The 18,461-nt window shown below is 54.6% G+C and carries 17 protein-coding genes; 8 read left to right on the top strand and 9 right to left on the bottom strand.

Going from position 1 to position 18,461, the window contains the following annotated elements:
* Window positions 1-9: 9 nt before the first annotated feature.
* From mch to AC6CHM_RS21590, 4 genes are read right to left on the bottom strand one after another with little or no spacing between them, the layout of a single operon-like run.
* Complete coding sequence (mch, locus tag AC6CHM_RS21605) at window positions 10-963, bottom strand: methenyltetrahydromethanopterin cyclohydrolase (RefSeq protein WP_498174782.1); 954 nt, start codon at window positions 961-963, stop codon at window positions 10-12.
* Window positions 960-2,093 carry an ATP-grasp domain-containing protein gene (locus AC6CHM_RS21600; protein WP_498174780.1) on the bottom strand — a complete coding sequence of 378 codons (1,134 nt, stop codon included), beginning with the start codon at window positions 2,091-2,093 and terminating at the stop codon, window positions 960-962. Before AC6CHM_RS21600 ends, mch begins: the two co-directional genes overlap by 4 nt.
* Window positions 2,059-2,955 (bottom strand): NAD(P)-dependent methylenetetrahydromethanopterin dehydrogenase, encoded by an 897-nt coding sequence (locus AC6CHM_RS21595; protein WP_336441658.1) that lies wholly within the window; start codon window positions 2,953-2,955, stop codon window positions 2,059-2,061. The genes AC6CHM_RS21600 and AC6CHM_RS21595 overlap by 35 nt, the downstream gene beginning before the upstream one ends.
* 51 nt (window positions 2,956-3,006) lie before the next feature.
* Window positions 3,007-3,969 (bottom strand): beta-ribofuranosylaminobenzene 5'-phosphate synthase family protein, encoded by a 963-nt coding sequence (locus tag AC6CHM_RS21590; RefSeq protein WP_440810267.1) that lies wholly within the window; start codon window positions 3,967-3,969, stop codon window positions 3,007-3,009.
* 101 nt (window positions 3,970-4,070) lie between these two features.
* Here AC6CHM_RS21590 and AC6CHM_RS21585 point away from each other — a divergent pair, with 101 nt between their 5' ends.
* The 7 genes from AC6CHM_RS21585 to AC6CHM_RS21555 all read left to right on the top strand — a co-directional run bounded on the left by AC6CHM_RS21585 (window position 4,071) and on the right by AC6CHM_RS21555 (window position 10,438).
* Complete coding sequence (locus tag AC6CHM_RS21585) at window positions 4,071-4,466, top strand: 4a-hydroxytetrahydrobiopterin dehydratase (protein WP_498174777.1); 396 nt, start codon at window positions 4,071-4,073, stop codon at window positions 4,464-4,466.
* A gap of 83 nt (window positions 4,467-4,549) precedes the next feature.
* Complete coding sequence (locus AC6CHM_RS21580; RefSeq protein WP_498174775.1) at window positions 4,550-5,638, top strand: tungsten formylmethanofuran dehydrogenase; 1,089 nt, start codon at window positions 4,550-4,552, stop codon at window positions 5,636-5,638.
* The gene (locus AC6CHM_RS21575) at window positions 5,632-7,266 is read left to right on the top strand and encodes a formylmethanofuran dehydrogenase subunit A (RefSeq protein WP_498174773.1); all 1,635 of its coding nucleotides are present in this window, start codon (window positions 5,632-5,634) and stop codon (window positions 7,264-7,266) included. The genes AC6CHM_RS21580 and AC6CHM_RS21575 overlap by 7 nt, the downstream gene beginning before the upstream one ends.
* Window positions 7,254-8,162 (top strand): formylmethanofuran--tetrahydromethanopterin N-formyltransferase, encoded by a 909-nt coding sequence (gene fhcD / locus AC6CHM_RS21570; RefSeq protein ID WP_115053885.1) that lies wholly within the window; start codon window positions 7,254-7,256, stop codon window positions 8,160-8,162. The genes AC6CHM_RS21575 and fhcD overlap by 13 nt, the downstream gene beginning before the upstream one ends.
* Window positions 8,159-8,974 carry a formylmethanofuran dehydrogenase subunit C gene (locus AC6CHM_RS21565; protein ID WP_115053884.1) on the top strand — a complete coding sequence of 272 codons (816 nt, stop codon included), beginning with the start codon at window positions 8,159-8,161 and terminating at the stop codon, window positions 8,972-8,974. The genes fhcD and AC6CHM_RS21565 overlap by 4 nt, the downstream gene beginning before the upstream one ends.
* A 29-nt stretch (window positions 8,975-9,003) precedes the next feature.
* Complete coding sequence (locus AC6CHM_RS21560; protein ID WP_115053883.1) at window positions 9,004-9,252, top strand: hypothetical protein; 249 nt, start codon at window positions 9,004-9,006, stop codon at window positions 9,250-9,252.
* A 547-nt stretch (window positions 9,253-9,799) separates the two neighbouring features.
* On the top strand, window positions 9,800-10,438 hold the full coding sequence (locus AC6CHM_RS21555) for a nucleotidyltransferase family protein (protein ID WP_498174770.1): 639 nt from the start codon (window positions 9,800-9,802) through the stop codon (window positions 10,436-10,438).
* Window positions 10,439-10,748: 310 nt separating this feature from the next.
* On the opposite strand, the gene AC6CHM_RS21550 is transcribed toward AC6CHM_RS21555, so the two are convergent.
* From AC6CHM_RS21550 to AC6CHM_RS21530, 5 genes are all read right to left on the bottom strand, one after another.
* Window positions 10,749-11,399, bottom strand: a complete 651-nt coding sequence (locus AC6CHM_RS21550) for an Isoquinoline 1-oxidoreductase subunit (protein ID WP_498174768.1) — start codon at window positions 11,397-11,399, stop codon at window positions 10,749-10,751.
* Between the two features lie 11 nt (window positions 11,400-11,410).
* Window positions 11,411-13,567, bottom strand: coding sequence for a xanthine dehydrogenase family protein molybdopterin-binding subunit (locus AC6CHM_RS21545; RefSeq protein ID WP_498174766.1), 2,157 nt, complete (start codon window positions 13,565-13,567; stop codon window positions 11,411-11,413).
* Window positions 13,568-13,570: 3 nt separating this feature from the next.
* The gene (locus AC6CHM_RS21540; protein ID WP_307276386.1) at window positions 13,571-14,029 is read right to left on the bottom strand and encodes a (2Fe-2S)-binding protein; all 459 of its coding nucleotides are present in this window, start codon (window positions 14,027-14,029) and stop codon (window positions 13,571-13,573) included.
* A gap of 1,489 nt (window positions 14,030-15,518) precedes the next feature.
* The gene (locus AC6CHM_RS21535) at window positions 15,519-16,340 is read right to left on the bottom strand and encodes a DUF1365 domain-containing protein (protein ID WP_498174764.1); all 822 of its coding nucleotides are present in this window, start codon (window positions 16,338-16,340) and stop codon (window positions 15,519-15,521) included.
* The gene (locus AC6CHM_RS21530) at window positions 16,337-17,629 is read right to left on the bottom strand and encodes an NAD(P)/FAD-dependent oxidoreductase (RefSeq protein ID WP_498175039.1); all 1,293 of its coding nucleotides are present in this window, start codon (window positions 17,627-17,629) and stop codon (window positions 16,337-16,339) included. The genes AC6CHM_RS21535 and AC6CHM_RS21530 overlap by 4 nt, the downstream gene beginning before the upstream one ends.
* Window positions 17,630-17,912: 283 nt before the next feature.
* Here AC6CHM_RS21530 and AC6CHM_RS21525 point away from each other — a divergent pair, with 283 nt between their 5' ends.
* Window positions 17,913-18,458: a sigma-70 family RNA polymerase sigma factor gene (locus AC6CHM_RS21525; RefSeq protein WP_498174762.1), complete on the top strand. Its 546-nt coding sequence runs from the start codon at window positions 17,913-17,915 to the stop codon at window positions 18,456-18,458.
* Window positions 18,459-18,461 lie beyond the last annotated feature (3 nt).

Below are 18,461 nucleotides of genomic sequence, written 5' to 3'. Positions count from 1 at the left end.
ATCTTCTGCCTAACCCAGTGACCGCTCGAGCATTTTTTGGTGGATGCTGCCGTTACGGAAGGTATCGCCCGTTTCAATCGCCGTGACAATGACCCGGGCAGGACTGAAAAGACGCGGGTCTATGGCATAAAAGTCTCCTTTGAACTTCTTGAATGTATCGGCGAACGGCTCGCCGTGATCGTGTGAGGTATGGCTGGGCAGCTGTGCAGCCAGTTGACGGGCAGCGTTCGCATCGCCTTTCACGAACAATTGCACGGTTCCGCCATAGATGATCGCATCATTCGTCCTACCCATGGCCGTCAGGAAATCCGGATGCGGGGCAGGAATGGGGGCTGTACCAATACCGTCGACAATATCATTCAAGGCAAACCCCAGATCATGCGCTTTGTGCATGGCAACTTCGAGCACACGGCCAACGATCTGCACGGCCCCCGTAAGGCTTTGCGTTGGAGCATAGATGAACGTCAGCCCATCGGGGGCAATGCCCGTTGCCTTGGAAACCTTGTCGACAACAGCAGGGGGTGGGGGTTTTGCCGTCTCCAGGATGACAACCGAAGCTTTTGCATCGGGTTCGCGATAATCGATTTCCCGGAATAGTGGCTCGACACGCGCCAGTGCACGCGCCGGACCAGAACCCATGGCGAAATATTCTTCATGCGAGAGATTCCACCCCGCATACTGGCTTGCAAGGCATGCAAGGACGGGTTGTGACGAGCGCACTGTAAGAGCGTAGGGCCACGGGTCATTGTTCATCACCGTTGATACCGTGCCGAGCCCGCCCAAACAGATTTCGATAATACGCAACCCGGCCTCAATGCCACCTTGGCAGTTTGCCCCCGCATCTATCAGCTGCTCGCCGAGACTGCCGCGGCTATATAAAATACCCAGCCTAGAAGCGTCCTCAATCATCCTGATGGTCAGCTGTTGCGCGCTGTGATTCAAATAGGCATGGCCATTTTTCATCGATATTCCTCCCTCCAGTTAACCGCGATCTGTTTGATGCGGTCCTTCACGGCTTTCATCGCTGCAGAAGCGGAGGGAGCCGTGGCAAAGACTGTACAAATGGGATCGCCCGCCTGCAGTGCTGTCCCCGATATCTGATGATCGGCCGTGAAAACTGGCCAGTTGACATCGGGAAACGAGCCTAACGCCTTGTCGGCATAGGCGATCCCCGATGCACTGGAACCTGCATAGGACGGAATCTGAATATCCGATCCAATCGTCGCGCGCATATGCTCCAAAAGGAGCGGCGTCTCTTCACAGTCGAAAATGTCAAGCGTTGCTCCCGGGCGCGGATTGATTTCAATGAGATGCAAATCCCGATCATCGATGAAGTCGGCGCTGCACAATCCAACGAGACCGGTTATCTCAACCAGGGCATTGAGCCAGGTTTCAATCAGCGCCGCTTTTTTTCTGTCGTAACGGCCGAGCCGGACCGCCCCACCATACCGGAAGGGAGTTTGACTGGTTGGAGAGACCCATTGGCGACTGAACCCGATCATGTTGGCTCTTTTGCGATCAGCCAGAAACAATGCCGAAAGGTTTCTGCCGGATATAAATCGCTGATAGTAATGCTGCCGACCGATGGAGCAGTCGCGCGCCTGCCTGACATGAGAGCCGCCTGCGGCGCCTGAGCGCTTTACCAGCCAATTTTTCAGATCGTTGGGAGCTTCAAAAGCAATTGCCGGATGCGGAATGCCGATTTGGCGGCATAACCGTTGCAGATTGACCGGATCTTTTACCGCTCGGATGGTCTGCGCACTGTTTCCGGCAACGGCAAATCTGCGCGATATCGCATCGATCACGCCCGGGTTAGCCTCGAATCCGGAACCGTAGATGAGTGCAACCGGCATTTCGTCGCCCGCCAGTTCTTTCAACGCTTCAAGAAGCGCCACTTCCCCGATTCCATCCTGCAAGCTTCCAGAAAGCTTGATCGCCCGCTCGGCAAGAGCCAGAGTATCGCTGTCGTTGAAGAGATCGGCCACCAAAGGGCGCAGCCCCGCTCGCCGCGCTGCTGCAGCCAGAGCACGTCCCGAAACAGCGGCAATCAGAACCGCGCTATTTGGCAAGATCGCGAGCAAGGGTGAACGCATCCCGGAAATCATAGATGACAGGTTTCTTCGCCCTGATCATCTGTTCGAACAAACCAGCTTGAGTCTTGTATTTGATGTTGCCGATCGAGAGTGCACCAATGCCGACGGCATTGGTCGCATTGAGTGGCTCGCCATTTGCGTTGACCTTCAGGCCTTCAATGCCTGCCGGAGGGACAGCATTTACATCTGCCGCCACAAGAAGCGCAGTTGCTGCCTTCAACTGCGTCATTGATAGGACTTGCACACCAGCCTTTGCCGCCGCCAAGACGACTTGCGCCTCCTGCAGGATTGATTTCTTATGGGGCTCCGTCGAACCGTCGACTGGATCCACTGTGACATTGAACCTGGCTTTCATGGAGGCGGCGAGCGTCTTCACGCGTTCCATTCCATCGTGCCCAACGATCGTGACCTTTGCACCGTGTTCCGCCGCGATAACGGCTGTACAGTATCCGACAACACCAGTTGCACCAAAGATCGCAATTCTTGTGTCTTTCAATTTGCGGTCATGATATTTCGCGAGCGCTTTTTCAACCTTGGCAACCATAGCTGCTGCGGTGGTAAAGGACCCAGCTGGATCGGCAAACACCGAGATGGCAAAGGGCGGAACCATTGCTTTTCTTGCCGCGTTGAGCATGTCGAGCGCCACCGGCGCATCTTTGCCGGCTAAAAATATGCCTGTCGCGACGCCGGCATCGGGAGGACGGGAGAAGATAGCGTCCTGAACAAGATTTCCTACATCAGCAAGAGTAACATCGGTATAGGCCATCACCGAGTCATAACCTGCGTCGAGCGCCATATTGACGTCAAATGGGCTCATTTGCCGGAGAGGTGTCAGCATGTGGAGGATGGTTTTGCGGCTCAATTTTCCGTTCCTTAACAATGGTGGTGCCCATGGTTCAGGTCAGTTTACATCTTAGGCTCTGGCGAGGTTCAAGAGGGTATGGGTTATCTCGGCGCCCGCATTTCTGCCCGCCACGATCTGGATTTTTGCCCCGGCGTCGGGAGTGATGCTGTTTACGATATGCTCCGCTTGCTTCTGCGAAGCGGCAAAGGCAAAACCTGTCGGCCCCCACGAGCTTTGACCAATCCCAGTTGCACCAGCCTGTGCCAGCCGGTGAATTGTGGCTTCAACACTTCTGCTGGTAAAGATGCCACCCTGCGCAGGAGCGAAATATCTTCCGATTTCATCCTGAATGGCCTGAACGGCCTGTCCGAAAAGTGGAAGGTTCCTTTCCATCAGCGCGGGCATTAAGCTCATGACGACATGGCGACAGATCAAAGCTGATATCTCGACGGGAAACGGAGGGAGCGCCTTGAATGCTTCGATTTCCTCCTGGCCGTGGATACCCTGCGTCGAGGTGTCGAACACGAGGATGACCCGCCATGTTTCGGGGAAGGCAATGCGGGAGATGACTGTTGGCGCTGCGCTTCCATGTCCCCTGCCTGCGTCGATGATGACGCCCCCTTCATTGAAAGCTGCAATTCCTATTCCCGAACGTGAACCGCGCCCGAGCAGTATTGCATCGTTCACGATATCGGGTTCGAAATGGTGCAACGTGCGCAGTGCAGCCGAAATGGCAAGCGCAATTTGGGTGCCAGACCCCAATCCGATATGACTGGGGATGGTACGATGGACTATTACATGATGATGAGCCGCTATGCCAAGATGATTGCAAAATGTTGTCATGTGCTGTGCCACCCGGATCGCCTCGGCACCGTGAATTTCCGGCTTTGACGCCCGCGCAATGGTCACAACGGTGGCGATATCCTCTATAGGCAAGCCAACACTGCCAAAGCGGTCACCGCTCGCGCGCGGAATATCGAGGAAGCCGAGATGAAGACGGGCAGGGACTTTGATCGTGACGGATTCCGACATTTGCTTAATTTACACAATCTCAAAATCGGGCCCTGCAATATATGATATCGTCTTTCCAACAAGGTGCAAGTGTGTTGAACGAACAAACGGGAGGATCGACGATGACGAAAGAAACAGACAGTTTAGGCCCCAAGGAAACAGTTTATTCCGAAAGCGAGATTATGGCGCGTCTTGCAATGGATCTGCCGCGTTGGCGTTACGAGAATGGTTGGATACGCAGAAAGTATAAGACTCATAGCTGGAAATCCACGCTCATGGTGATCAATACAGTTGGTCATCTTGCAGAAGCCGCCTGGCATCACCCCGATCTGAAGGCATCCTATGCCTGGGTTGAAGTACTTTTGCAAAATCACGAGGCCAAGGGCATCACCGACAAGGATTTTGAACTTGCGATGAAGATCGAGGCGGTTGTGCAATGGCAACCAGGCAAAGAAGGGGGAGCCCTTGAAGGCACGCCTCCTGCCGATCAGCGCTTTGCCTATGTCAAGTACGACTAATTCGCAGATTTTCTGTACAGGCAGGGTTCACATTCGCAAAAAACCAGATAAGGTTTTAGCCAGGCACCAGAAAGTAGCGGAACATGTCGGTTGCATGGATTGGCAGCCAGCCGGTATCATTGATGGATGCTGTTCGGAAAGCTAGCGGCCTCCTGAAAGCCAGCCGCTGTCCGGTTTTTACCATTGATGCTGATGTACACGGCACACGCAGCGCCATTGCGCTGGCCGAGCGTGTCGGCGCTCCTTATGACCATCCTCTGGGTCAGACCCTGTCAAGGGAAGTTGCTCTGTTCACGGATCATGGTGGCATGTTTACCACGGCGGGCGAGGCGCGTAACCGTTCGGACGTTATCGTGCTCGTGGGCGATATTCCTCCGCACCATGGCGGACTTTTGCTGGACTGGGCAAGTACGCAACCCCGTTCGGATAAACTCAAAAAACGCAGCTGGTTTCACATTCGCGGCAGTGAATATTCCGGCGCCCCGAAACTGGCGGTGAGGGCAGTGCGGGTCGGCGGAGACGACCTTTCTCTGGGTAATGTCCTTGCTGTTATACGCGCGACCCTGCAGGGACGGCAGACACTCTCCTCCTTGACGAACATTGACCGGCTGCTGAAAAGCCTTTCGACGGCCCGGTTCCCGGTTTTCGTTTTCTCTGGTGCATCCGGGCAGATGCCTGACCTGATCATGCTGCAGGAAATTGTTGCGGACCTGAACAAGAAGGGCCGTGCCGGCAGTGTGTTTCTGCCCGCTGATGAAGCTGCCTGGGGAATGGCGTTGACATCATTATGGATGACGGGATTTCCACCCAGAACAGGATTCACCGATAGCCTCCCAAGCTATGACCCAGTAAGATGGGACATTCAGCGCATGGTCCGGGACAAGGAGCCCGATCTTCATGTCTGGATGTCCACGAGAGGCGGCCAGCCGCCTTCCAAGGGCACGCGATTGTCTTTGATTGCACTGGAGAGAACGGCGGTCCCGGTGCAGGGGACAGCGGTGACAATCGCTGTCGGCCAGGCCGGGCTCGATCATGACGGAGTTTGTTATTCCAGCAGGACCGGCACGTTCCGCGCGGTGCAAGCCGCTGAGCCGTCGCAATTGCCCAGCCTGTCTAGTGTTGTCAGACAATTGGCTGTGGCTCTGCCAGGACGAAAGGCTCTTGTATGCTGATTAAACTGACAGGTGGGGAAGTTATCGATCCCGTAAACGGAAAAACCCGCACTCGGGATATCTGGATCAGGGACGGGCTGTTGATCAATGCGCCACCGGGTGAAACTGCAGATCAAACGCATGATGTCTCGCAGTGCATTGTCATGGCGGGAGCCATAGACATTCATTCGCATATCGGTGGCGGCAATGTGAATACTGCCCGGCTGCTTTTGCCAGAGCATCACGCCGCACACCAGAGGCGGCCGGCAGCTACGCCGCTTTCCAATGCCGGATGGTCGACGTTTCGAACTGGATGCCTTTATGCGCAGATGGGATTTACGACGGTCGTTGAGCCTGCAATGGCACCTTCTTCAGCGCTGCATACGCATCTTGAGCTCGCCGATATTCCCATCATAGACAAGGCAACACTGGCAATACTCGGAAATGATGATTTCAGTCTTTCACTGCTCCGGGACAACACATCGTCAGCAATGCTGGATGATTATGTGGCCTGGATTGTCGGCTCCAGCCGCGCTCTAGGGGTAAAGGTCATAAATGCTGGAGCAGCAGCGGCCTTCAAGGAGAATGTCAGATCGTTTTCCCTGGACGATGAGGTCCCCGAATATGGTGTGACTTCACGCAAGATCGTCAAATCGCTTCAAGCTTCGGTAACGCGTCTGGGCATTCCCCATCCACTGCATGTGCACGCCAATAATTTGGGCATTGCGGGGAGTGCCGATACGGCTGCGGCGACCATCGAAGCCAGTGAAGGCGTACCGCTTCATCTGGCCCATTTGCAGTTCTACAGCTACGGGACCGAAGGGAAGCGGAAATTTTCCTCGGAAGCGTCACGCCTGGCCGCGGCCGTCAATGGCAATCGCGACGTGACAATTGACATTGGTCAGGTCATGTTTGGGCAGACCGTCACCATATCGTCCGATGTCATGCGGCAGTTTTCAGCCATAGGCAATGCGAGCCCGAAGAAGTTCGTCATTTTCGATGGGGATGGCAATGGCGGTGGTGGAATTGTTCCCTATCGCTATAAGCAGGATTATTATGGCTCATTGCAATGGGCCATCGGTCTTGAACTTTTTCTGCTGATCAATGACCCTTGGCGGGTATTCTTTACCACGGATCATCCAAACGGTGCTCCCTTCACAGCGTATCCGGAATTGTTCGAGCTACTGATGAGCAGTGCAGCCCGTGATGAGCAATCCTCCAAGCTGAATGCAAGCGCGCTGGAATTAACGACACTCGCATCAATCCGGCGGGAATACACATTTGATGAGATTGCCATAATGACACGCGCTGCACCAGCCAAACTGCTGGGCCTGAAAGATCGAGGTCATCTCGGCGCCGGCGCGATTGCAGATATCGCCGTCTACCGCAAGGGCAGGGACGTGGCCAAAATGTTCCGGGAAGCAGCACTGGTGTTCAAGAACGGCGACCTTGTGGTCAAGAACGGAAAAGTAACCAATTATCGTTGGGGCAAGACTCTGCGGCTCAATCCCCCGGCCGATAAGGCAATCGTGAAACGCATGAAGGCATACCACGAGGAGCGCTATGGCCTGCCGCTTGATTGGTTCACTTTCCCTGACTCCTCCATCCAGAGGGACGAACCATTCGGAGAGGTTCCATGCAACAGCTGATCCGCAATGGTGTTCTGATAGACGATACATTTGCCGAAGCCTTTGGCATGCGTGCGACCGCCATCATCATTACCGCGCCCTCGCTGAAATGGGCACGGCAGGCGGCCATCACTATGACCGGCTTTGCAACTTCGGTAATCGGGTGCGGTTGCGAGGCAGCGATCGATGTGGAGTTGCCAGCGTCGCAAACGCCTGACGGCCGCCCCGGCTGCCGGGTGATGATTTTCGCCATGGGTACGGATGAATTGCAAAAACAGTTGAAAAACCGTCTCGGCCAATGCGTGCTGACCTCGCCTGGCAGCGCCTGTTTCGCCGACCTTGAAGGCACGGCGTCCCTCAATCTCGGCAATGCGTTGCGGTATTTCGGCGACGGTTGGCAGATATCGAAGAAATTCGGCGGAAAACACTATTGGCGTGTTCCCGTCATGGATGGAGAGTTTCTCTGCGAAGCCACCACAGGTCTCAGTAAGCTTGCAGTCGGGGGGGGCAATTTGCTGTTTCTCGCTGCCGACAGCGACAAGGCGCTGAATGCGGCCGAGCATGCCGTGGCAGCCATCGCGAGAATCCCCGGGGCGATCATGCCATTTCCAGGCGGCGTTGTCCGATCGGGCTCCAAGATTGGCGCTAAATATAAGGGTGTGATGGCTTCGACCAACGAAGCCTTCGCCCCGACATTGCGCGGTGTAGTCGACAGTGCACTTACGCCTGAGATCAATTCGGTTCTGGAAGTCGTTATCGATGGTGAAACAGAGGAGACTGTTGCGGCCGCCATGCGGGCCGGCATAAAAGCCGCCATTTCGCTTGGCCCGAAAAAGGGCGCTCTGCGGATCAGTGCGGGAAATTACGGCGGCAAGCTTGGGAAATTTCATTATCATCTGAAGGATTTGCTCCCATGAAAGCGCTTACCTTCGCAATTCTCTCCGAGCCGGAAGAGCGCCTTGACCTTTCACCGCTGACACCTTCGAGGCTTGCCGGACTCTCTCAGGTTCAAATTGCGAAGCTGCGAATTGGAACCAGTTCTCACCCGGTAATGGTCGGCGATGTATTCAATGTTTCAGGCACCGATTTACATTCGATCGTTTTTGAAGGGAGTACCAAACGTTTCGATAGAGTTGGTGCCGGGCTGACAGCAGGATCGATTCGTGTGGATGGCGATGTCGGCAGGGAGGCAGGCAGGAAAATGTCGGGAGGCTCCCTGACTATCCAAGGTAGTGCCGACGATCATGCAGGTTCAGGCATGATTGATGGTCGCATAGAGATCAAGGGCAATACGGGAAGCTATCTGGGTGGGCCACTTGCAGGCGAAATGGTCGGAATGAGTGGCGGATTGCTGATCGTACGCGGCAAGGCGTCGGATTATGCGGGTGACCGTCTGCGGCGCGGTATCATCGCAATAGGTAAAGGCTGCGGTGGCTATGCTGGATACCGCATGATTGCCGGAACAATTGCCATTGCCGGACGTGTTGGGGCTGTTCCCGGCTATTTGATGAAACGTGGTTCGATTCTGTTTGACCGCCACCCCACCGAACTTTCGCCAACCTTTGTGCCATGTGGAGAACCGGATATCGCCTTCTCCAGCCTATTTGACCGGTTTCTCATGCGTGAGAAAATTATGAACCGGCCATTGCTGGGGGATAGACCGGGCAGATATGGCGGCGACAATGCGGTCTTGGGCAAAGGCGAGATTCTGTTCCGTCGGAAATTTTAGGGCACTGCACAGGAGCGAAGGATGGAGATATGACCGAATGGAGACCCATCGAGACGGCGCCGACTGATGGAACTGCCGTCGATCTCTGGATCATGCGTGATGATGGCACAGGATTCCGCGCTACAGATTCAATATTTTGCGATATATGGGTGATACCTATGTACGACAATCAAAAGTTGGGTGAGGAGCTCCTTATGGGCTCGAAAGGGCATGGTAAAATTACCCATTGGATGCCCATTCCTGTTGGTCCTGATGGGGAAGCAAATTCCTTATACTAGCAGAATGGCCGGGCATCATTGTTTCGTTGCGTTGCCATATAGACAGTTGTGGCCCGTGCTTTCCATACGAATTTTGACCTCACCGAAGATACCCTTGCTAGAATTCGCTCTGATATCTGACGAACGAACTCTTGAGCTCTTTAAGATCATAGATTGTGGCATTCTATTTGCATTCATCATCCCCTCCCAAGGTGCGGCAAACCATAGCACAGGGTTAACGGTGCCTGACGGGTGGTCCAATCAAGATCCGTCACAGCGATGAACAATCACAGATAAAAACTCAAATGCCCCGCCAAACTGCTCCGTAAAAGTTAGATCAAGAAATTTGCACGTGCGGCGCTGCCAGGCATCGCTGGCGTAAGATACTTGGCCGCATGCGAACTTTAAGGCCATTGTAGACTTTGAGGAACCGATCAAAAACGGTCGAAAATCGCATATTATCGGCATTTTCAAGAAAGGATTGCTGACAACTTCCCCTTTTACACACAGTCGTAGGTCGTGCGTTCAATTCCATTCAATGCGGAGATTTTTTCAGGTACACTGAGCTATGGAGTTACCCGAGATTACCATCGCGGCAGTTATACTGGCAGCTGGTCAGGCAACCAGAATGCGCGATCATAGTCATAAATTGCTGGCAAAGTTTGATGGCACCCCGCTAATTAAACGAACGGTTGCAATCGCAATGGCAAGCATGTCGTCGTCCGTTACGATTGTCACAGGCTATAAGCGGGAAGATATAGAGAGTTGCATTGATGGCATGGGCGCCCATGTTGTCCATAACCCGGACTTTTCGGTAGGTATAGCCAGCTCTATTGCGGCTGGAATTTCCGAAGAACACGTAAGTTCCGCCGCCGGCGCAATAGTCTTGCTTGCCGATATGCCGAAAGTGGAAACTGAACATTTGAATAGACTGATCACGATATTTCGAGAGAACAAGGGCAACTTCATTGTTCGGGCTGTATCGGGAAGGGTGCCAGGTCACCCGATCATCCTGCCCTCAACGTTCTACGAAAGGCTGACCACATTGAAAGGCGATTTCGGCGCCCGACAAATATTGGATGCCTTCGAGCCTGATGTAATTGAGGTGGAGATCGGAAATGCAGCCATCCACGACGTAGACACACCGGAAGCAATCATTGCAGCGGGCGGGTTGCTTGATGGAGAGGCCAGCCAAACTGGGCCATAAGTGGTATGTTCCAGATGATTGCTCGTCAGCATCTGATAAATTGAGACCAGCTCCCTACCTCCGCAAGGAAGCCGATGTCGAAAAATGGAGACTTTCCCCTGGGCGCAAATAGCGATCAAAACCATTAGCAATGGCTGCGACCGCTTCAGCAGCAATTTCAGTTTCGTACAACCGCTGAAACGTAGCCACAAAAATAGCATCATTACGGACGGCCGTTTAAGCACCTTGCGACGATGCTGCTTCGCCAAAACTTTAAGCCACTGTCTGATGAATCGGCTGCAAAACGCAAATCCCTCCTCGCAATTGGATACTACAGCGGACACGCTGCGCCGGTCTGGACCCATGCCTTAATCAATTCTCCGAATGCTTCCTGAGTTCCCGGGACCGGTTCACGGCCTTCGCCAGGCTTCCAGCCCCAGCCGACCAGATCGTCATGGGCCATATGTTCGACGATTTCGTCGAGCGATTTGCCGCCATTGCGCTGCGGATCTTTTATCTGCGTGCAGATGGCGCCCAAAGACTTGCCTTCCCAGGCCATTTCGATCGGCGCCAGGTGCCAGTTTGGATTGCCGGGGATGCTTTTAAGTGTTTCCGCTTGCCCGATGACCGTAACATTCTCCGAGCTATGGCAGGTGGTGCACATCATTCCCGGAACACCCATACCTCCTTCACCGCGGGTAACCGGAGGCTGATGCGGATGCATGGAGATGTTCTGCAGCGGCCTGTCGGTTGCCGGGTGGCAATTGACGCAGCGGGGGTGCTGGATGACCTTGCCGGCCTCTTCGAAAAGCGCAACCGAGCGCTGTTTTTCGTTGGAGATCGATTGAAAGGTGGATGCCGGTTTCAAATCGGCAGACACAGGAGCAACCTTGTCCTGCGCGAACGAAATGTTGGAAACAGCAATGACCGCATTGAGGACAAGGCACACAGATATCGAGGTGAACGTAATGTTTCGTATCATCCTGCGTCCCCTTAAGCGGAAAGAACATTGACGATCGGCAAACGCCGTACCGGGCTGTTGGTCAACCGCCGCCAGGCATTGGCGACCGCCGGACCCACGGGGGGAACACCGGGCTCGCCGACACCGGTCGGCGGTTCGGCTGATGGGATGATCGCGACGTCGACAACCGGCATCTCATTGATGCGCAACGAGCGATAGTCGTGAAAGTTCGACTGGATGATCTTTCCGCCCTGAGCAAGCGTTATGGCATCGAACAGGACAGCGCCAAGGCCGTATCCAATGCCGCCCTCCATCTGGGCCTTGATGACATTGGGATTGATCGCGATACCGCAATCGACGGCGCACCACACTTTATGCACCCGGGGAGAACCATCTTCGCCGATCGACACTTCGACGATTTGGGCAACATAGCTGCCGAAGCTCTTGACGACGGCAACACCGCGCTGGCGTCCTTCCGGGGAAGGGGAACCCCAGGCGGCCATCTCGGCAACCTTCTTCAATGTCGCCATATGCCGGGGTTCTTTGGTCAGGAGGGCCAATCGCCCTTCGACGGGGTCTTTGCCCACCTTTTCGAGCAGTTCGTCAACGAATGTTTCAACGGCGAATCCCGTATGGGTATGGCCGACCGAGCGCCACCAGAGCGGTGGCACCACAAGCGTGGTGTTATGCGACATGACACGCAAATTGGGTATGTCATAGGGCAGGTTGGAAGCCCCTTCGACCGAAGTCTCGTCGAGATCAGCCTTGGCCATGATGGATTGACCGACGATGGTCTGATCCCAGCCGACGATCTTGCCGTCAGCATCCATTGCGCCGCGCATCTTGTGGACATACATGGGCCGGTAATAACCGCCGCGAATGTCGTCTTCGCGCGTCCACATGTGCTTGAGGGGGCGGCTGCCGTCGGTGGCTGCGAAAACCGCCGCAGCTTCCTGCATATAGGGCGAGCCGAACTGGGCTTTCCGACCGAAACTGCCGCCGGTAATCTGGGTGTTCACCCGTACTTTTTCCGGGTCCAGCCCGAGAACCTTGGCAGCTGTGCTTTTGTCCATTCCCGGGAATTGCGCGCCGGTATAGATATCGACAGAGCCGTCGGCAGCCCTGATGAAAACGGCATCGAGCGGTTCCATGGGGGCATGGGCGAGGAAGGGGAATGCAAGCACGGCTTCCAGACTCTGCACGCCCTGGCCGGTGAAGGCCTTGTCGACATCGCCATTATTGGTCGCCTGAAGACCCTTCTCGGCGAAGAGTTTTTCATAATCCGCCGTAAGCTGCTCGCTTGAGCGGGTCTCTGCCTTGGCAAGGTCCCATTCGATTGTGAGCGCCGCACGGCCCTTGAGTGCTGCAAAGGTGTTTTCCGCATAGACGGCGACACCCTGAGGGATTTGTTTGATGTCAACGACTCCCCGCACTTTCCGGGCTTCCGCATCGTCAAAGGATTTTACTGTTGCTCCGAAATGTTCCGGATGGGCGACTGTTGCATACAGTATATTGTCCGCGCTCACATCGAGCGTGAAAACGGCCTTGCCATTGGTCTTGCTGACCGTATCGAGCTTCGGAAGCTCCTGTCCGATGAGGACGAAATCCTTGGGATCCTTCAGCTTGGGTTCGGCAGGCGGCGTGTGGGCCGCGGCTTTGCCGGCGAATGCGCCAAAACCGCTTTCCTTAGACGACGCCGCGTGTTTGATGCGGCCTTTCTCGACCGTGATCTCGCTGGCCGGGACCTTCCACTCCTCTGCGGCGGCAGCGACCAGCATGGCCCGTGCCGTGGCGCCGGCCTTGCGAAGCTGCTCGTAGGAATTGGCAATCGATGTGGAGCCGCCAGTGCCCTGCAAGCCAAACATGAGATTGGCATAGACCTTGTCATCCGCTGGGGAGTGAACGGCCCGCATCTGGCTCCAGTCGGCGTCAAGCTCTTCCGCCACGATGGTGGCAAGGCCGGTAAACGGGCCCTGACCAAATTCGATATGTTTGGACAAAACCGTCACCGTGTCATCGGCGCCGATCTTGACGAAGGCATTCATCTGCGACAATGCGCTGTCGCCGCCCGCCTGGACACCTTGCGACGCCCCCGCCGAGAACATTCTGGGCGCGAGGGTGAAACCTATGACGAGGCCAGCGCCTGACAGAAACGAGCGGCGTGTGCTTGTGATCGTGTGCAAGGTCATGGCTCAACCCTCCATCGTATCGGCAGCATTGTGAATCGCCTGCCGGATGCGGTGGTAGGTCGCGCAGCGGCAGATATTGCCCGCCATCGCCCCGTCGATATCATCGTCAGTCGGCTTTGGCGTCATCTGCAGCAGCGACACGGCAGACATGATCTGCCCGGACTGGCAATAGCCGCATTGCGGCACGTCGATCGCGACCCAAGCTTTCTGAATGGCTTCAGCCTCCTTGCCTTCGATGCCCTCGATGGTAACAACCTCTGATCCCTCAACAGTTGCAATCGGCGTAATGCAGCTGCGGCGCGTCGTGCCGTCCAGATGAACGGTGCAGGCGCCGCACTGGGCTATGCCGCAACCATATTTGGTGCCGGTGAGTTTTTCGAAATCGCGCAGGACCCAGAGCAACGGAGTATCGGGATCTCCGTCGAAAGTTCGTTCCTGACCGTTCAGCTTGAAAGTGATCATTTTGATATCCCGCATCTGGCTGTGCACACAACTGGTGCTGGCTTGAGTTGGTCGTTATCCTTTTTTAACGATAACACAAAAAGCCGATCTTCCAATCAACAGGGATGTAAATAACTGGTTTTATGCGGCACCAACGAAAGCCATTCTCTCGGACGCACTCTTCTCTTTGGTCCGTCAGTGGCATGCGCCGGTTTGATACGTGACAAGAAATTGATGGTGGGTTCTTCGGAGATGTTGGTCGTCGCATGCTCCCACCAATCACTGCCATCGCGTCCCCACGCGAAGTCGTACACGATAATTTCACTGCCGTCCGCCATGTGGACGATTGTGGGTTGCCCTGCCTAGTCTTTAGAAATCTGATCACTCGTGCGCTGCGGCCCTCCTTAAGGGCCGTTACCTTGATATACTATTGGTTTTGCCACGATCAGACCTTTTCTTCGTCCTTATGCTCAAAGCAAACCACTCCGTGCAGTAGTGCCCTGAAACTCAGAGCTGCATTATTAGCCCGTTAGTCACAATTTGAGACGTAATTCGTTATCAGCCAACTTCCGCGGCTGAACTCCGTCGTAACTTGTCTTGAGCAAATGTCGCTCGAGTAATCCACCTTTACCAAGCTCCGTTGCTGGATTGTCAGATGCGCAGACTCAACTTTTGAGGCCAGTATCATTTCCCTTACCAAGTCTTGGCTACGGGGCACTCTACTCGTCGATGGCAATTCACCGATTTCCTCAACGGTGTGGGTGATAGATGGTGGGATATGACGGTAGACCGTGTCTTCGCGCTCAGTTGAGATTGAGAACTCGCATAGCATGGATGCAATCAGGTCATACAGCTGCTCAGGTTCTGCAACTTCTGTTTTCAGTTGCTCACGAAGTTTGCGTGAGGCGTCGTCGGTGCACGGATTGCCGTATCCAAGGGGGTCAGTTGGAAGGTTTTCACCGAAGGCTATGGAGTTGAAGACAACAAATAAACTGACACCTATTAGACTAGCAGCACTATGTCTGATGGTTTTCATGCGGTTGCCCATTTAACTCAGCTTTCCAAAAGTCATGGTTTCGCTAAATCCTTCCATCGTCCCTATGCTCAAAACAGAACCCTTCGCACCAGACGAATACGGAAGCCCCGGCTTGCCCAAGCATCGCAGCCGACGTGCATGCAGCGATTGGCCTGTATCTTCTGTAGCGTTTCCATGTGTGACTGATATTCAGGCTTAGGTTTTTCAGACATCAGGTTTCTTCATTAATTTCGACATATGTATTCTCACGGACTCGGCCACGGTTGCGTCAAGGGCGAGCGCAGTGTTGTCAGCCACGGCAATTATAGCGGTTAAAACCTCGGCCTTCGTCCAGACCAATGTGTTGCATATCCCAATATCTTCAACAACGCATCCTCGATAGCCATCCGACAGTCGATCCGCCAATCTAGATATCGTCCAACATTGTCGGCAACAGCGGAAGAAAACGATAACAGGTTGTTAGATACCGGCCATTCATTCGCGGCTGATTTTCCGGCTTGATTTGAGACCGACCGTCGTCGTCTGCCGGGGCGTTTTCGGCCTTGGCCTCAGGCCAATCCCTTTTAGCCAGATCTGCAGCGCTTCCCAATGGATCCCCGCGATCACCTTCACCGTCAGCAGGGGATAGATCAATGCCAGTCGCAACAACTGCCTGTCCCCGAATTCTCGGCGCTTGCCCCTGAAGGCGGTGGCAATGAGCAGACCATTTTTATCTCTGGCATTGATGACAATCGATGCGCTGCCGGCTGGGCGGGTAATTGTAAAATCATAAACAAGATTCATATCGAGGAATGGCGAAACATAGAACTCCTTGTCACATTCCTGACGGAATACATTGTCCTTTCGCGCGTCGCCTTCGAGCGGGAAGATATAGCTGTGACGCTGGCCGAAGGTGTTGTTTACCTCGTAAATGAGGGCGAACAGACGATCTTCGTCGTCATGGCAGAAATAGACGCTGAGCGGATTGAACACATAACCGAAGATCCTTGGCATGGTCATAAGGCAAATTCGACAGCCGCTATGTTTGATTTCGGCTTCGCGCAGACGATTCTCCACATAGTCGCGCAGGGGTAGAATTTGGTCACATGTCCCGGACTTGTTGCCATGATCCCTGTCGAAGAAACTGAAGAGGTTTCTGCGATTGCGTGAAAACAGCCAGTGGCGCTTGGCGATCATATCGATCTCGTCAATGTCGAGAAGCATATAGAACATGCTGTACAGCAGAAAATGCTGCTTTGGCCGCATGCGTTTATGCGTGACCTTGCCCGCATAGATCGCAGAATTCCACGGGTTCATGCTGCGATCTCCACACCGTTAGCGAGGGTTTGGCGGTAAATGCGGCCAGATTCATTTTCAACGATCCAAGGACGGCGCAATCCGCCCAGATCTTCGGCGACGGCCAGTCCCGACTGCAATCCGTCTTCATGAAAACCGGATCCGAAGTAAGCGCCGCAATACCAGGTGTTGCACTCGCCCTGCATCTGCCACAATCGTTTTTGTGCCTGCATGGCATGGCCGTCGAAGAGCGGGTGTGTGTATGTCTGCGTGTGCACTATTTTGCTGGAGTCCGGTTGATGACGCGGATTGAGCGTAACGAAGAATTGCCGGTCCGTCTCCAGGGATTGCAGCTTGTTCATCCAATAGGTGACGCAAAGCTGACTGTCGGCTTTCTCCTCTTGCCGATTGCCAAGATAGTTCCAGCTTGACCATACCGCACGCCGGTTTGGCATCAACGTTTCGTCTTCGTGCAGCACTGCCTGATTGACAGAATAGCGGAAAGGGGAAAGCAGGTTCTGTTCCATCGGCGATGGATCGCAAAGCAATGCCAGCGATTCGTCCGCATGAGCAGCCATGACCACGTGATCGAACATACGGGTCGTGCCATGGACATCCATTATTGAAACATTGTTGCGTCCGCGCTTGACGGCAGCGGCAGCGCAGCTGGTCTGGACGCGATCCTTGTAACCCGCCGTCAATCGCTCGACATAGGTGCGGCTTCCCCCTTTGACGGTACGCCAAAGCGGCCGGTTCGAGAGCTTGAGCAGTCCATGATTGTCACAGAAGCGAATGAAAGCTTCGGCCGGATAGTCGAGCAATGTCGAGGCGGGTGCTGACCAGATGGCCGCTGCCATCGGCAGAAGATGGTCATCACGGAACGCGTTTCCATAGCCTTCGCGCTGGAGAAATTCTCCAAGGCCTATGAGCCCGAGCTTGCCCGCATGCGACGGCGTATTGCGGTAGAAGCGCAGTAGATCACGTAACATCATCCAGAAACGAGGATTGAAGAGATTGCGCTGCTGGGCAAAGAGGCCACTGAAACCGGTCCCGGAATATTCCAGCTTGCCGCTGTCGAGCGAGACGGCAAACGACATCTCGGATGCTACGGTCTCGACGCCAAGGTGGGCAAAGAGTGCGGTAAGATTGGGGTAGGTCTGCTCGTTGAAAACGATGAATCCGGTATCGACGGGCACGGGAGATTCACCATGTCTGTTGACCATGAAGGTATTGCTGTGACCGCCAATTCTACCTTCCCGTTCGTAAACCGTGACGTCGTTGTTCCGCGACAACAGCCAGGCGGCAGACATGCCCGAGATACCGGATCCTATGACAGCAATTTTCAACAAAAATTCTCCCGCCGCTTCTTTCCTGCGAAACAAACGCTTAATAGGCGCTCAGACGTTGTTTCTTGTGGTTGCAATTTATACGTTGGAGATACGAAACTGGATCAGGAATAGTTTCCGTATGATCCAATTTAGGCACACCATCGTATTGAGCGGTATGAATGAAGTCGTCACTCATAATTCCAGCAGGGCTCAGATCGCGCGGCAAACGCTGTTTCGCGCTGATGCTCGACCTTGTGTACGCGCGATGAAAGATCACGATGAAAACTCCGCGAGGATCGTCCGTATTGCGCAATACGGGGACAGATCGGCATTCGCGGAGCTGTTCAATTTTTATGGCGCGCGCATAAAGGGCTTTTATATGCGTGGCGGCATGGCTGCGAGCCTGGCAGAAGAGTTGGTGCAGGAAACTATGCTGATGGTTTGGCGCAAGGCGGCGCTGTTCGATCCCGACAAGGCATCCGCTTCGACATGGATATTCACCATTGCCCGCAATCTGCGCATTGATGCCATCCGCCGCGAGCGCTACCCGGCGCAACACATGCTTGAGGATCATGACCTAGAACAGGAGCCCTCGCCATCCGACTGGGTGCTGAAGGCGGAAAGCGAAGAACGAATCCGCGTCGCCATGAAGGCGCTGCCGCCCGAACAGGCGAATGTGATCAGTCTGCATTATTTTGACGACCAGGCCCACAGCGAGATCGCGAAGGCACTGGATTTGCCGCTCGGAACGGTCAAGTCGCGATTGCGCCTGGCAGTCCAGCGCCTGCGCAACCTGATGGGTGAGGAATGAGTG

This window comes from Phyllobacterium sp. GQ127, from assembly GCF_059758635.1.
The sequence above is the reverse complement of the archived record's forward strand: the minus strand, read 5'-3'. Positions and strand labels throughout refer to the sequence as shown.